The organism is Aliterella sp. E5.1 (assembly GCF_057473825.1).
This window is the reverse complement of the sequence record NZ_JBYCCV010000097.1, coordinates 1-13,041: the sequence shown is the minus strand read 5'-3', so window position 1 is coordinate 13,041 and position 13,041 is coordinate 1. Positions and strand designations below refer to the sequence as shown.

General features: G+C 43.4%; 12 protein-coding genes and 3 pseudogenes. 5 read left to right on the top strand and 10 right to left on the bottom strand.

Annotated features, from left to right (window positions below; genetic code table 11):
* From AC2VE5_RS20550 to AC2VE5_RS20540, 3 genes and pseudogenes are all read left to right on the top strand, one after another.
* A pseudogene (locus AC2VE5_RS20550) lies at nucleotides 1-116 on the top strand (IS1 family transposase); the annotation flags it as partial.
* Nucleotides 117-147: 31 nt separating this feature from the next.
* Nucleotides 148-741 carry a ParA family protein gene (locus AC2VE5_RS20545; protein ID WP_486889544.1) on the top strand — a complete coding sequence of 198 codons (594 nt, stop codon included), beginning with the start codon at nucleotides 148-150 and terminating at the stop codon, nucleotides 739-741.
* Nucleotides 738-1,028 carry a hypothetical protein gene (locus tag AC2VE5_RS20540; protein ID WP_486889543.1) on the top strand — a complete coding sequence of 97 codons (291 nt, stop codon included), beginning with the start codon at nucleotides 738-740 and terminating at the stop codon, nucleotides 1,026-1,028. Before AC2VE5_RS20545 ends, AC2VE5_RS20540 begins: the two co-directional genes overlap by 4 nt.
* Before the next feature lie 126 nt (nucleotides 1,029-1,154).
* Here AC2VE5_RS20540 and AC2VE5_RS20535 read toward each other — a convergent pair whose 3' ends face one another.
* The 5 genes from AC2VE5_RS20535 to AC2VE5_RS20515 form a co-directional block, all read right to left on the bottom strand.
* Nucleotides 1,155-2,201 (bottom strand): YeiH family protein, encoded by a 1,047-nt coding sequence (locus tag AC2VE5_RS20535; RefSeq protein WP_486889542.1) that lies wholly within the window; start codon nucleotides 2,199-2,201, stop codon nucleotides 1,155-1,157.
* Between the two features lie 29 nt (nucleotides 2,202-2,230).
* On the bottom strand, nucleotides 2,231-3,322 hold the full coding sequence (locus tag AC2VE5_RS20530; RefSeq protein WP_486889541.1) for an Mrp/NBP35 family ATP-binding protein: 1,092 nt from the start codon (nucleotides 3,320-3,322) through the stop codon (nucleotides 2,231-2,233).
* Nucleotides 3,315-4,289, bottom strand: a complete 975-nt coding sequence (locus AC2VE5_RS20525) for a HEAT repeat domain-containing protein (protein ID WP_486889540.1) — start codon at nucleotides 4,287-4,289, stop codon at nucleotides 3,315-3,317. Before AC2VE5_RS20525 ends, AC2VE5_RS20530 begins: the two co-directional genes overlap by 8 nt.
* A gap of 10 nt (nucleotides 4,290-4,299) precedes the next feature.
* Complete coding sequence (locus tag AC2VE5_RS20520) at nucleotides 4,300-4,527, bottom strand: 4Fe-4S dicluster domain-containing protein (RefSeq protein ID WP_106171222.1); 228 nt, start codon at nucleotides 4,525-4,527, stop codon at nucleotides 4,300-4,302.
* 68 nt (nucleotides 4,528-4,595) lie between these two features.
* The gene (locus AC2VE5_RS20515) at nucleotides 4,596-6,299 is read right to left on the bottom strand and encodes a fumarate reductase/succinate dehydrogenase flavoprotein subunit (protein ID WP_486889539.1); all 1,704 of its coding nucleotides are present in this window, start codon (nucleotides 6,297-6,299) and stop codon (nucleotides 4,596-4,598) included.
* A 209-nt stretch (nucleotides 6,300-6,508) separates the two neighbouring features.
* Between AC2VE5_RS20515 and AC2VE5_RS20510 the strand changes: the two genes are divergently transcribed.
* The gene (locus tag AC2VE5_RS20510) at nucleotides 6,509-8,479 is read left to right on the top strand and encodes a LysR family transcriptional regulator (protein ID WP_486889537.1); all 1,971 of its coding nucleotides are present in this window, start codon (nucleotides 6,509-6,511) and stop codon (nucleotides 8,477-8,479) included.
* Between the two features lie 2 nt (nucleotides 8,480-8,481).
* On the opposite strand, the gene AC2VE5_RS20505 is transcribed toward AC2VE5_RS20510, so the two are convergent.
* The 4 genes from AC2VE5_RS20505 to AC2VE5_RS20490 form a co-directional block, all read right to left on the bottom strand.
* The gene (locus AC2VE5_RS20505) at nucleotides 8,482-9,300 is read right to left on the bottom strand and encodes an ABC transporter ATP-binding protein (protein ID WP_486889536.1); all 819 of its coding nucleotides are present in this window, start codon (nucleotides 9,298-9,300) and stop codon (nucleotides 8,482-8,484) included.
* A 23-nt stretch (nucleotides 9,301-9,323) separates the two neighbouring features.
* Complete coding sequence (locus AC2VE5_RS20500; RefSeq protein WP_486889534.1) at nucleotides 9,324-10,199, bottom strand: ABC transporter permease; 876 nt, start codon at nucleotides 10,197-10,199, stop codon at nucleotides 9,324-9,326.
* A gap of 1 nt (nucleotide 10,200) precedes the next feature.
* Nucleotides 10,201-11,697 carry an ABC transporter substrate-binding protein gene (locus AC2VE5_RS20495; RefSeq protein ID WP_486889533.1) on the bottom strand — a complete coding sequence of 499 codons (1,497 nt, stop codon included), beginning with the start codon at nucleotides 11,695-11,697 and terminating at the stop codon, nucleotides 10,201-10,203.
* A 380-nt stretch (nucleotides 11,698-12,077) separates the two neighbouring features.
* Nucleotides 12,078-12,743 (bottom strand): class I SAM-dependent methyltransferase, encoded by a 666-nt coding sequence (locus tag AC2VE5_RS20490; RefSeq protein WP_486889532.1) that lies wholly within the window; start codon nucleotides 12,741-12,743, stop codon nucleotides 12,078-12,080.
* On the opposite strand from AC2VE5_RS20490, the pseudogene AC2VE5_RS20485 reads away from it, so the two are divergent.
* Nucleotides 12,728-12,847: pseudogene (locus AC2VE5_RS20485) on the top strand (transposase); the annotation flags it as partial. The gene AC2VE5_RS20490 and the pseudogene AC2VE5_RS20485 overlap by 16 nt on opposite strands.
* On the opposite strand, the pseudogene AC2VE5_RS20480 reads toward AC2VE5_RS20485, so the two are convergent.
* Nucleotides 12,843-13,041: pseudogene (locus AC2VE5_RS20480) on the bottom strand (hypothetical protein); the annotation flags it as partial. The pseudogenes AC2VE5_RS20485 and AC2VE5_RS20480 overlap by 5 nt on opposite strands.

Below are 13,041 nucleotides of genomic sequence, written 5' to 3'. Positions count from 1 at the left end.
ACTTCAATTGGATTTGGCAGCATAGTCGGTTCAAGTCCACTGCCGCACAACGAGCAGGATTAACCTCTCGACCATGGACTTGGAATGATATCGTGACCTATCCCACAATAATCTGACGCACTACCCTCAATCTTTCAAACCACCAATATGATTATCACTGTTGCATCCTTCAAAGGTGGCGTTGGCAAAACTACAACCGCAGTTCACTTAGCCGCCTACTTACAACCCAAAGGCGAAACCCTCCTAATTGACGGCGATCCAAACCGCTCGGCAACGGGCTGGGCGAAACGTGGAAATCTACCATTCAAAGTAATTGACGAGCGACAAGCTGCTAAACACGCCCCAAAATATCAACACATTGTTATCGACACTCAAGCACGACCAGAACAGGAAGATTTAGAAGCCCTAGCTGAAGGGTGCGATCTGTTGGTACTGCCCACTACTCCTGATGCCCTATCGCTGGATGCTTTGATGCAAACTGTTGATGCCCTTAAGTCATTAGGGTCGGAAAAATACCGTATTCTAATCACTCGCATTCCTCATAAGCCCCGGCGGGATGGAGCAGAAGCAAGAGAGATGTTGAGCGATGCTGGATTACCACTATTTATTGGAGGTATCCGCGAAGGGGTAGCTTTCCAAAAAGCTGCCCTTGCTGGTGTTCCAGTTAACTTAGTTTCCGACCCACGCGCACGGATTGCTTGGCGCGATTATCAACACATCGGTCAGGAGGTAATGAAGTGAGTAAATTTAAAAGTCTTTTGGATGCGGCAAAAGGCAGAGAGCCAGAACCCGAAAAACAGGAACTAGAAGTTAACCAACCACAGTTAGTTACCCAATCAGAGCCGCCCCCTAAACGAGGAAGACCATTAGGCAAGCGATCGCATCCTGACTACGAGCAGGTGACGGCATATATAAAGAAGGATACTTACCAAGAGATAAAGATAGCATTGCTGCAAGAAGGTCAAAAGCGCGAGTTTAGCGAGTTAATTCAGGAGTTGTTAGAGCAATGGTTAAAATCGCGTACTTGAAAATTCAACTACTCAAAAACTTGGACAATTAAATATTCAAGCTTTTGATAGGGCAAAAATTTAGCAGCGCGTAAGTAGGAGGATTATATTGCAAAATATGAGGAATATGGGTAAGTTTCCAAAAGCTTAATAAAGTAACTTTATTAAGCCAAGACTGATTAAAGAAATAAATAGCCAGGATATTGTTCCTAAATAAATCGGCTTGATTCCTAGCTGTTTCATGCACTGAATATTAGTTCCTAAACCCATTGCAGCTAAAGCAGTAGTTAGTAAAAACTGATTGACATCAATGATCGCTATTCTCAAAGTCTCAGGAATGAAGTTGAGGCTATTGACCAAGATTAGACCAATAAAACCTAGCACAAACCAGGGAATCGGTAGTTTACGCGGTTTTTGGATTGCCCGATCTACTGATGACAAACCTAATAGTAGTGTAATTGGGGCTAACAGCATTACCCGCGAAAGTTTAGCAATTGTTGCTACTTCACCACTAAGCGGGTTTGTTTCAAAAGCAGCAGCGATCGCCTGGACAACTTCATGAATAGAAGCGCCACACCACAAACCATAAGCTTGCGGTGTTAAGTTCAGTACAGCAGGTAATAAAGGATAAATTAGCATGGAGGCAGCGCCAAACACTGTGACTAAAGCAACAGCGTAAGCAGTATCTTCATCCGAGCTATCAATTGCCGTTCCAATCGCTACCACAGCCGCCGCACCGCAAATTGACGTACCTCCAGCAATTAATTGAGTCAATTTTTTGCTAATTTTTAGTCTTCGTCCAATCCAACAAGTAAAAAAGAAGGTGCTAAATACTGATGTGACCGCAACAATTAGTCCAGTAGAGCCAATAGAAATCGCCTGAGTCAGGTTTAGTTGCATTCCTAGTAAAATAATGCCTAACTTGAGAATGCGCTTGAGAGAAAAAGTAATTCCTGGTTGATAAACTTGAGCAACACCAACAGTATTACGAACCAGCATTCCGAGCAGAATTGCCCAAGTTAAAGAACTAAAGAAATCAAGTCCTAAATACGACCGTATCAAAATCGCCAAAAAAGCCAACCCTGCTGTTAAACTTACTCCTGGAAGTATTTGCAACAACCAGTGCTGTAAGTTAATTGCAGCAAACTTTTTAGTAAATCTTGCCTGCACTTTCAGTTTCAAACTATGCCGCACAGCAACCTCACTATTGGGGAAATGGAGAATTAATTAGCCGCCAAAACTACATCGCCAAAAGTTGTAGCGATCGCCCCAGCCATTTGTATAAACACTTGACCCACTGTAGAACTTGGGTTCGCTAGGGTTAGAGGCGCTCCAGTATCACCGCCCGTACAAAGAAGCGGCTCAATGGGGATTTGTCCGAGTAAAGGGGCGTGGAGTTCTGATGATAACTGCTTTCCGCCGCCACTGCCAAAAATTGGGGTATGCTCCCCACACTGACCGCAAATCAGATAGCTCATATTTTCAATAATTCCTAGTACCGGAATACCTACCCGGCGAAACATATGGATGCTGCGCCGGACATCAGAAACCGCCACTTGTTGAGGAGTTGTGACCAGTAAAACTCCACAAATCGGACTTTCTTGAACGATGGTAATTTGAGCGTCCCCCGTCCCCGGAGGCAAATCGATCAGCAAATAGTCAAGTTCTCCCCATTCCACTTCATGAATAAACTGAGTCACGATCTTGTGTAGAACAGGTCCTCGCCAAGCTAGAGGATGTTCCGGTTCTGCCAATAACCCCACGGACATGACTTTAATGCCGTGAGCTTCTAGAGGCAGAAATCTTTGACCGTTGGGCGTTTCAATTACTTTTACTTCTGTATGTCCCAGTCCCAACATTTGCGGGACATTGGGCCCGTAAACATCCGCATCTAATAGACCAACCTTTGCACCTTGTAAGCTCAAGGCGATCGCTAAATTTACAGAAGTTGTAGACTTACCAACCCCACCTTTACCGCTAGAAATTGCTAAAGTAGTTTTCACGCCAGGAATTGTACAAACTTGGATATAAGTTTTTCTACACCAAGTTAGGGGCGCAAGTATCTGTTGAATTTCTGCTTGTAAATCGTGCTGGTGTCTGCCTATATAGAGGCGAAGATAAATATAGCCCTCTACAACCCGCAGATTTCGTACCATTCCCAAGCTGATAATGTCGTTTTTTAAAGTTGGTTCGATTACCTGTTTAAGGCAACGGACAACTTCTTGCAGACGTACTTCGCTAATAGGATCGGGAGGTAGAGGGACTTCTTGAGCTTCTAAGTTAGTTGGTCGAAAAGGCGACTGATGGCTAGGCATTAGATATCTCTGGCGTGGCTGCTTGAATCGTCTCAATTGCTCTTTGAGTGTAGATACATACGTCTTTGTCAGGATCGTCTAAGGATTGCTGAAGCGCGTTGAGAGCGGCAGGATTTTTCAAAGCTGCAAGAGACTTCGCGGCTTCTCGGCGGACATCGGAATATTCGTCAGTTAGCGCCTTAATTAAAATTGGCATTGTACGGTTATTGGGGGTTTTTTGCCATGCTTGGAGCGCAAATTTTCGCACCTGCCAATGCTCATCAGTGATCGCCGATTCTAAAGCCACAACTGCCGCAGGATCGGCGTGAAGTTCTAAGGACTTTGCGGCATTGCGACGTACTTGCCAATCTAAATCGGAATTTAGTGCTTGACAGAGGCGGGAAACTACTTCGGTATCTGCCAAGTGTCCCAAAGTTAAAGTTGTGGCTCGACGCACGCTGTCGTCAGGGTCGGACAATAGAGAAATTGCGCGATCGCATCTCTCTACTTGGTTGAGATAGCGCAGTGTAGTTACGGCGGCTTCTCTTAGTTGGGCGTTTTCCGATTCAAAAAAGGGCAAAACGTAAGGCAAAGATTGGGCATCGTGAATCTTTCTTAGCAAAATTAAGACGTTGAGTTGCATATTTAGATCGTCTCGATGCAGCGCGTCTAATAGTAGTAGCAAGCAATCGGGGGAAATAAGTTCGCCCAAGGCTGAGAGTGCTTCGGCGCGAATCTCCTGGTCTGGGGAGGCAAGACATTCCAGTAAAGCTGGCACGGCTTTGGGGTTAGCAAGTTCCCAGAGCGCGGTTACTGCGAGTTTCTGCACTGCCTGACTTTCGTCTAGTAAAGCTGCAATTAGCGGTTCTAGGGCATCCTCATCGCCTAAGTGTTGGAGAGTTTTGACAGCAACTAGGCGATCGCTTAGGTCGGGCGACTGGAGCATTTCTAGCCACTGGTTTAATTCAGAATCAATATCAGCGCTCATTGATAACTCCTTATCGCAATAAAAATGGAATTTGCACGGTAATCGCGTTGGTGGGACATTCTTTTTCACACGGTAAGCAAAACCAGCACTCATCGTATTTCATATAAGCTTTGCCCGTCTCAGGATTTTTTGCCAGTACGTCTAAGGGACATACTTCTATACAAGCGGTACACTTTTCTAGACACTTTGATTCATCTACAATCACTGGAACATCTACTCGTTGCGTTGCTAAAGCCATAAAATTAATCCTTCTTGGCGATCGATATTAATTAAATGCAGATATTGGACTGCAAAGCATCTACATTGCTAACGTACTGCTACGTCGTAGACTTCTGTTTCGATATCAACGTCTACGATATAAGGCTCAACAGGACGCTTGAATAAAAACATTTCTCCTGATGAATCCTTTTTTAAATTGACGTGGCAAAACCATTCGTCGTTGTTTTTTTCTGGATAGTCCACGCGGTAGTGATACAGTCCCCAACGGCTTTCTCGCCGAAATAATGATGCTCTTGCTGCCATTTCCGCACAGTCACGGATAAAGTGGACTTCCATACAACGCATCAATTCATGGGGATCTCTTGCACCCATTAAGTCCAATGTTTCTTCGTAGCGCTCAAAGTTACGCAACCCAATCTCCATTTTGTTATCTACTTTTGGTGGTTGGAGATAATCGTTGACCAAGCGGCGCAGCTTGTACTCTACTTGGGTATGGGGAACACCATTTGGTCGAGTCATCGGCGCATATATACGGTTCTTTTCTGCTTCTAAAAACTCTGCATCGGGTTCCATATGTTCTAAACCAGCGATGTAGTCCACAGCATTTGTACCCGCCAATCGACCGAATACAAACGCGCCAATCATGTAGTTGTGGGGAACGCTTGCCATATCTCCGGCGGCGTATAGTCCAGGGACAGTTGTTTCTGCCTTTTCGTTTACCCAAACTCCTGACGCGCTGTGACCGCTACACAAGCCAATTTCCGAAATATTCATCTCAACTCCATGAGTGCGGTAGTTTTCGCCTCTACCTGCATGGAATCGCCCGCGACTTGGACGCTCGTTTGCCCAGAGGATAGTCTCAATTTCGGCAATTGTGTCTTCGTCCAAATGAGTCATTTTGAGTTGGACAGGCCCTTTACCGGAGTTTAGTTCCTTCCACACTTCCAGCATCATTTGACCGCTCCAGTAGTCGCAACTGATAAAGCGATTACCTTCAGCATTGGCAGTATAAGCACCGAAGGGACTGGCAACGTAGGCACAGGCAGGCCCGTTGTAGTCTTTAATGAGCGGGTTAATTTGGAAACACTCAATATTACTAAGTTCTGCCCCAGCATGATAAGCCATTGAGTAGCCATCTCCGGCGTTGGTGGGGTTTTCATAAGTTCCATAGAGGTAGCCAGAAGCAGGTAAACCTAGCCTTCCAGAAGCTCCCGTACACAAAACGACGGCTTTTGCTTGAATAATGACAAAGTCGCCACTTCGCACGTCGAAACCAACTGCACCGATCGCTCGTCCATCTTTAACTAAAACGCGGGTAGCCATTACTCGATTGGTAACTCTGGCTTTATGTCGCTTTACTTGTCTAGTCAAAATTTGCTTGAGGTCTTTACCTTCTGGCATGGGTAAAACGTATTTACCAACTCGATGCACCTGCTTTAAATCGTAGTCTCCTTGAGCATCTTTTTGAAACTTTACGCCCCAACTTTCAAGCTCTTGAATGACCTCAAAACCTAATTTTCCAGTTTGATAAACTGCTTTTTGATTGAGGATGCCATCGTTAGAAATAGTAATTTCGCGGACGTATTGTTCTGGGGTAGAATTACCAGGAATAACGGCAGTATTTACGCCGTCCATTCCCATGGCGATCGCTCCACTCCGGCGAATATTTGCTTTTTCTAAAATCAGTACATCTCCCTGGGGATTTGCTTGTTTTGCTTTAATTGCTGCCATTGTTCCGGCGGTTCCACCACCCACAATTAAAACATCCGTTTTCATCCATTGAGTATTCACTTCTTCACCCCTTTTTGTCGCTGCAAAAACCTTTCAGAGATGCCAACAAAATCAATTACAACTTGTTTTTGTCCTCTTTATCTTAATCAACTGTTTAATTAAGCACAAGGCTATTTTGTAACAGGTAATACTGTCTTTTATGCTTATCTTTTATAGAATCATAAAATATTTTTATAAATGTTTTTTAGAAGCTGGCGGAGCTAACTGTTGTGGAAATTAATCAAGTTAAAGCATTTTTGGAAGTTGCAAGGAATCTTAGTTTTACGGAAGCCGCCGATGCTTTGAGCCTTACTCAGCCTGCGGTTAGTGTTAAAATAAAAACCTTAGAAGCTGAATTAAAAACACCGCTTTTTTATCGATTAGGGCGCAAGATTCAACTAACAGAAGTAGGAGCTTTTTTATACGAAGAAGGTTACAGCTTAGTTGACACAGAAAAACAACTACTGACAAAGATTGAGGAAATAAAAACAGGTAAGTTTGGTCATTTAAAGATAGGTTGTACGGCAGCTATTGCTAATGAATGGTTGCCAGAAATTATCTTTAAATACCGCCAACAGTATCCGGGGATTACAACTCAATATGTAGGGTTTGAATCGGCAGAGTGTCTGTATCGGGCCTTAACAAGCAGCCAGATTGATGTAGGAATTTCAGATATTGATTGCTTTGAATTTGATGAGGTTTCCGCAAGGGCGATCGCTACTATTGACTATCGCTTGCTTGTTGCCTCTAATCATGTCTTAGCTAAAAAAAATTGGTTGAGCTTGCAAGAACTAAAAAAAGAGCCTTGGGTCATGCTACCTGCTGGCTCTCCTAGTCGCTTAGTTTTTGAATCTCGCTTGCACGAATTGGGGTTAACTCTTGACGACTTTCCCTTAGTAGAGATAGTAGATACTTCCGCTTTGATGCGAACCTTTATTACCCAAGGAAACTATTTAGGTTTTGCCTCTAATTTAGAATTTACAACAGAATGCCAATCGGGAAAATTAACTGCAATTCCACTTCAAGAATTTGCTCTATCAAGTAACATTTTTGTGTTACAACCTCGACGTTTAAACCAGAGCGCGATCGCCCAGGGAGATCGACAAACAGCGCGACGTAGTTCAAATCCGGTGCAGAAGTTTGTAGCTTTGCTGGAAAATCAGCAAGCAGAAGCTCAACTAGATCGACCGAAACCTGGACGTTGGCGATCGCCTAGTCTAGTTCTTCGTCCTACCCCTCAACGTCCTGAGACGCTTAATTTGTCAATTGGCATTCAAAACAGTACCATCACAACGGTAACGGCGGGTTTGATAATTCAACGCCTGGGATTGCTAGAACACTTTTTACCAAAAACAGGACGCTACAGTTCTACTCAATACCAAACTCGCTGGCGTGACTACTCTACCGGAGCGCCCATCGTTCAAGGGTTGCATTCTGGGGAGCTAGATATAGGTATTTTGGGCGACTACCCTTTATTACTCAGCGCCGTACAGCAAGGCGTTACAAAACAAACTCGCTTAGTTAGCTTTGTCTCTACAAATCCCGATGGCTCCTGCAATGCTGTAATTGTGCCAAATGAGTCCAAAATTCAAAGCATCGAAGACTTGCGCGGGAGAACTATTGCTGTACCGTTTAGTTCTTCCGCTCACGGGATGGTAATGCGAAGTCTCAATTTTGCTAACATCCTGACGGAAGTTAAGCTTGCGGCTTTAGAAAATTCAGACATTGCTCATCCCTTTGGCTCTCCCACCGTAGCAGATGGATACGCTCACTTTGCCCCTTTTCACGATATTGCCTATCACCAAGGGAAGTTTCGTTACTTGCAAGGCAACAATCCAAATATCCTACCTGCTTTTTATGGTGTAGTTGTAAGCGCCTCCTTAACAGAGCAGCACCCAGAAATTGCGATCGCCTACCTCAGAGCTTTGAGTGCAGCCCAATATTGGTATACAACTACTCCATCGGCACTTTCCCTAATTAGCCAGTGGTCAAATCTAGATAGCGAAATAATTTCCCGCATCCTCAGTAGTAGCTACCACAAAAATCAGCCAGAACGCTTTTTTTCAGAAGTTACAATCCGTCCCGACTGGATTGAGGGGCATATTGCCCAGCTTAGTCTAATTCCCGGTAACGAAAGCTTAAAAACAATCAACCTTGATCGCTGGATTCAATCAGAATTTTTGCAAAAAGTGCAGAGCTAACTTTAATCAGATTCCATGCTTTTGAGGGTTTCCTCACGAATCAACTCAAATACTTGACGGTTGAGGGCGATAAAGTCTGGTGAAACTATACTATCTACATGGCGGGGACGCGCTAGAGTAACATCTATTTGCTGCTTGATTCTGCCTGGATTTACCCCCATGACAAAAATGCGATCGCTCAAAAACAAAGCTTCCTCAATATCATGGGTGACAAAAATAACCGTTGTTTTAAGGTCGCTCCAAATCGACAGCAAAAGCTCCTGCATCATGTGTCTTGTTTGAGCATCTAAGGCGGCAAACGGTTCGTCCATGAGTAGAACGGAGGGAGAATTGACTAACGCTCTAATAATACTTGCCCTTTGTTGCATTCCGCCGGAAAGTTGGTGCGGATAGGAATGACGATGCTTGGACAAACCAACCAGATTGAGATAGTAATCTACTAATTCCGTTCGTTCTGCCTTGGGCGTTCCCTTAATTTTTAACCCAAACGCGACATTTTCAAAAGTTGTCTTCCAAGGTAATAAAGAGTATTGCTGGAAAACAAAACCGCGATCGGCGCTAGGCGCATCGACATGACGCTTATTGACAAATACAAAACCACTACTTGGTTGAATAAATCCGGCGATCGCATTCAAGATAGTTGACTTACCACAACCAGATGGGCCCAGCAGACAAACAAATTCACCAGGAGTTATCTTAAAATTCACCGAGTCCAACACCTGAACGCAATGCCCTTTGCGTTTGAAGGAAACCGATAAATTTTCCACCTCTACAAAGCCTCTAACCCTCTGTACTAGATTCTTTTCTACTACTACTGCCATAATATTTAGGACTCCAAGCAACCTTACACGCTTTTCTTTTTCGTAATTCGCCAAGGCATGAGCAGACAAGTCAAGCGATCGACGGCATAAGCACTAAACGCACCCATCAAACCAATCAACAACATCCCCATCACAATTGGTGGGTAGTTAGATGTGACATAAGATTCCCAGGTAATGTAACCCACGCCGTATCTACCTGCTAATATTTCCGCCGTAACTAAGCAAAACCAGGAGTTGCCCATACCAATTACTAAACCACTAGCAATACTGGGCATCGCTCCGGGAACGACGATATCTTTAAAAATATGCCACTGCTTTGCGCCCAAAGACTGACCGACTCGCAGCAGTAACATATCTGTGCTTTCTACGCCGCGAATTGTGCTGATGAGAATCGGGAAGAAAGCACCTACGAAAGTTAGGTAAATCATCCCAGCTTCCGCATTGGGAAACATCAAAATCGCCAAGGGTATCCAAGCAACCGCAGGAATCGGTCTTAATATTTCTAGAGGGAGAAAGATTAGGTCTTCAATTTTTTGGAACCAACCAATTAAAATCCCCAAACTAATACCCAACACCGCCGCCGTTGCAAAGCCAGTTAAAACTCTAAATGCACTGGCTTGGATGTGCTTAGTAGGATTGCTCTTAACAAAATCTACTGTAGCGCCGACAACTTCTACTGGAGAAGGTACGTTTTCAAAATTGATGAAGAAGTTAAACTTGATTTGGCATAGAAGTTGCCAAATCCCGAAAAATAGCAATAGAGACAAACAGCGTCTAAATGTTTTTGGGTTAAAAGGCGATCGCTTACTTCCGCGCTCGCCTTGTTTGCGCCGGGCGATCGCTGCATAGAAGTTGCCTAATAGGGAAGTGCGCGAAGTCTTCGTTGATGAACTAGCCATATCAATTCGCTCCTACTAATACAGGCATTTTTTGAGCTACAGACTGCTGGAGTCCTTGAAAGTTCGCAACTTTAGCTCCCGATTTATTAGCAAATGCCTGAGCTTCTTGCTCGGTTAAAAAAGCAGAAATTTCCTTACCGTTTTGGACAAAGAAAGAATTTTCCGCAAATAGCTTCCAGCCGCGATCGCGATCGTGGACGAAGATTGCGCCCGCAGTGTCTTTCCCGTCTGCTTTGAGCTTTTGCAACATTGCCATCATATTTGTAATCGAGGCAAAATTCATGACTTTATCCTCGCTTTCCAGCCAAATTTGAGCCGCCATTTTCGGGTTAGCGATTTCCTCATTAGTTTGAGCATCTTTACCGCTAATAACTATCGCATTCGCCTTGGCTACCTTGTCATAGTCAAGTCCCATTTCTTGCATCGCTTGGCGCAAATAACTGTCATCTGCCCATTTGGTCACATCTTCGGGATTAACGCTGTCATCCAACTTACCTAACTGCTTTAAGGTAACAACGCTATTTTTGAGCGCATCAAAATTAACTTGAGCGATCGCTGGATTCAATTGTTGCAATCCCGAAGGTCCCAAGAACATATACACTACTTCGCGTTCTACGCTAGACCATTTTTCTACCTTAGTAGCGACGGCTTCTGGTTGCTCTTGAAACATTTTATTCGCTGTCAATAAAGCTTTGAGATAAGCCGTAACTATTTCAGGGTTTTCTTTAGCAAAATCCGAGCGTACTAAAACACCGTGAAAAGTTGGAGTTCCTGTTTGAGCGCCATCAAATATTTTTCTGGCAAAGCCGCGATAGGCAAACAATTCACCAAAGGGAACAAAATTAGCATGAGCCGCAATTTGATTCGTTTTTAAATTGCTTCCCCCTACTTCTGGTGCTTGGCTCACTAAAGTTAAATCTTTTTCTGCATTGACTCCTTCGTTTTTTAGCGCCTTAAGTAGCATTCCATGAGCCGCCGAGCCAAAGGGTACAGAAACTTCTTTTCCTTTTAAATCTGCTAGGGTTTTTACGGGGCTATCTTTAGGAACTAATACGGCGTTTCCTGCTCCAATTGGGCTATAGCCTAAAGTAGCAATATAAAGTGTTTTAACTCCATTGCCTTTTTTCTGAAACGTAGTCATGTTGATAGTTGCCGGAAAATCACCCATCATGCCGATATCTATTTGATTTGCCAGCATTTTATTAGTAATTGGCGGACCAGATGTATAGCTTGACCACTCAATGTTGTACTCAACATTTGCATACTTTCCGGTTTTAGGTAGATATTTTTCTAGTAGTTTTTCCTCGCGAATCACCGAGCCACCAGTCGCCGTATTAATCGTTTGATCTTGAGTTGCGATCGCTATCCGAATTACTTTTTTGTTAGCACTATTACTTGAAATGTTAGCGGAAGTTTCACTACAAGCACTTGCAAATCCTAGGGAAATCAACAGCAAGCAAAACACTAACCCTCTACGATGAATCTGCTGTTTATTCATAATAAAACCCTATTTCTAATTTAATTTCATGAGCTTATTTAATAGAGTTTTTAGACCTATATCTGTAAAAAGATATACATCATTGATAAAAAATACAAATCAACCTATACATTTATTTTATAAGTCTATAAATTCAAAAATATTTAAACCTTTGGACAATAATTGATAGACAAAATTAAAAATTATATTGTTTTTATTTTTAAAATAGAGCTATTAAATAAATAGTAAAATGTTATCAGTGCTAGAGATTGAAGCAATTACTTATTAAACACGTCAGTTCGGGTTAATGTCGGGCGCTTAACCCCCTAGAGTTTTGGGTTTGAGGGGCGCTCCCGAATCTCACAACTCGAACCGGATCGCTATCGTGCCTATTTAGATGGTTATGGTTTACGAGCAACAACGTAGTAAATTAATTCCTCATGCCATACGCCCTGCTCGGTTTCTAGTCCAGCGATCTCATTATCATAACTCGCTTTAATCTGACGAATTTTTTCCTGCTCCAATTCCCGCAGTGGATTGTCAAGATGTAGCCAAAACTGACCATTCCACCGATTTTGAGCTTTTTCTAATGTGAGATAAGTTCCTAATTGCCGTGGATAAATTTCGATTTGGCTAAATTTGGCTTGGGTGAGTAAAGATTGAATTAGATCCGGTCTTCCCAACGGCTCGTGCAGATTGGGAAGTGTAATCCCATGCTTTGCACAGGCTTCTACGATCAACGAGGCGAAGTATGAATCCTCAGACGAGCAGGTAAATGCGATCAATCCACCGGGTTTGAGAAAGTGATACCAGTTGTGGAGCATCGCGGGAATGTTGGGAAAAAGCACGATCGCATAAGAACAATAAATTGCATCAAACTGATTTACCTCAGCCTGATACATTTCTGCATCCGCTTCAATCAACTGAACATTCGATAAGTTTTCGGCTTGAATTTTCTGTTGGGCAATCTTAAGTAGTTCTGCTGCGATGTCGATTCCGACCACAGAGCCGTTTGCGCCAACTTTTTTAGCGGCTTCTATCGCAATATTTCCCGTTCCCGTTGCCACATCAGCTATTTGGCAAAGTGTTCGCCGACAAGGGCTATGTCTCTCAGAAGTTGGCGAAGCAGTTATTAGACAGCGTCGGCGTGCAACTGATTACTAATACTAAGTTGCGGTCAGAGGTAGTATTTGAAGATGAGGAAAGAAAGTCATAGAGCGCAGGCGCTCACTATTAGAAGAAAGTTCAAGTAAGCCTTGGCAAAGTACATCTTCTACTTGTTCAAGGGAGGAAAAGGCTTGATTATAAAAGTTGTTTTCTCGAATATCTTCCCAGATATGTTCAACAGGCATTAACTCTGGACTA

Coding starts and splice junctions, on each gene's coding strand:
- AC2VE5_RS20545 (WP_486889544.1), top strand. CDS start 148: ATGATTATCACTGTTGCATCCTTCAAAGGTGGCGTTGGCAAAACTACA.
- AC2VE5_RS20530 (WP_486889541.1), bottom strand. CDS start 3,322: ATGCCTAGCCATCAGTCGCCTTTTCGACCAACTAACTTAGAAGCTCAA.
- AC2VE5_RS20525 (WP_486889540.1), bottom strand. CDS start 4,289: ATGAGCGCTGATATTGATTCTGAATTAAACCAGTGGCTAGAAATGCTC.
- AC2VE5_RS20520 (WP_106171222.1), bottom strand. CDS start 4,527: ATGGCTTTAGCAACGCAACGAGTAGATGTTCCAGTGATTGTAGATGAA.
- AC2VE5_RS20505 (WP_486889536.1), bottom strand. CDS start 9,300: ATGGCAGTAGTAGTAGAAAAGAATCTAGTACAGAGGGTTAGAGGCTTT.
- AC2VE5_RS20500 (WP_486889534.1), bottom strand. CDS start 10,199: ATGGCTAGTTCATCAACGAAGACTTCGCGCACTTCCCTATTAGGCAAC.
- AC2VE5_RS20495 (WP_486889533.1), bottom strand. CDS start 11,697: ATGAATAAACAGCAGATTCATCGTAGAGGGTTAGTGTTTTGCTTGCTG.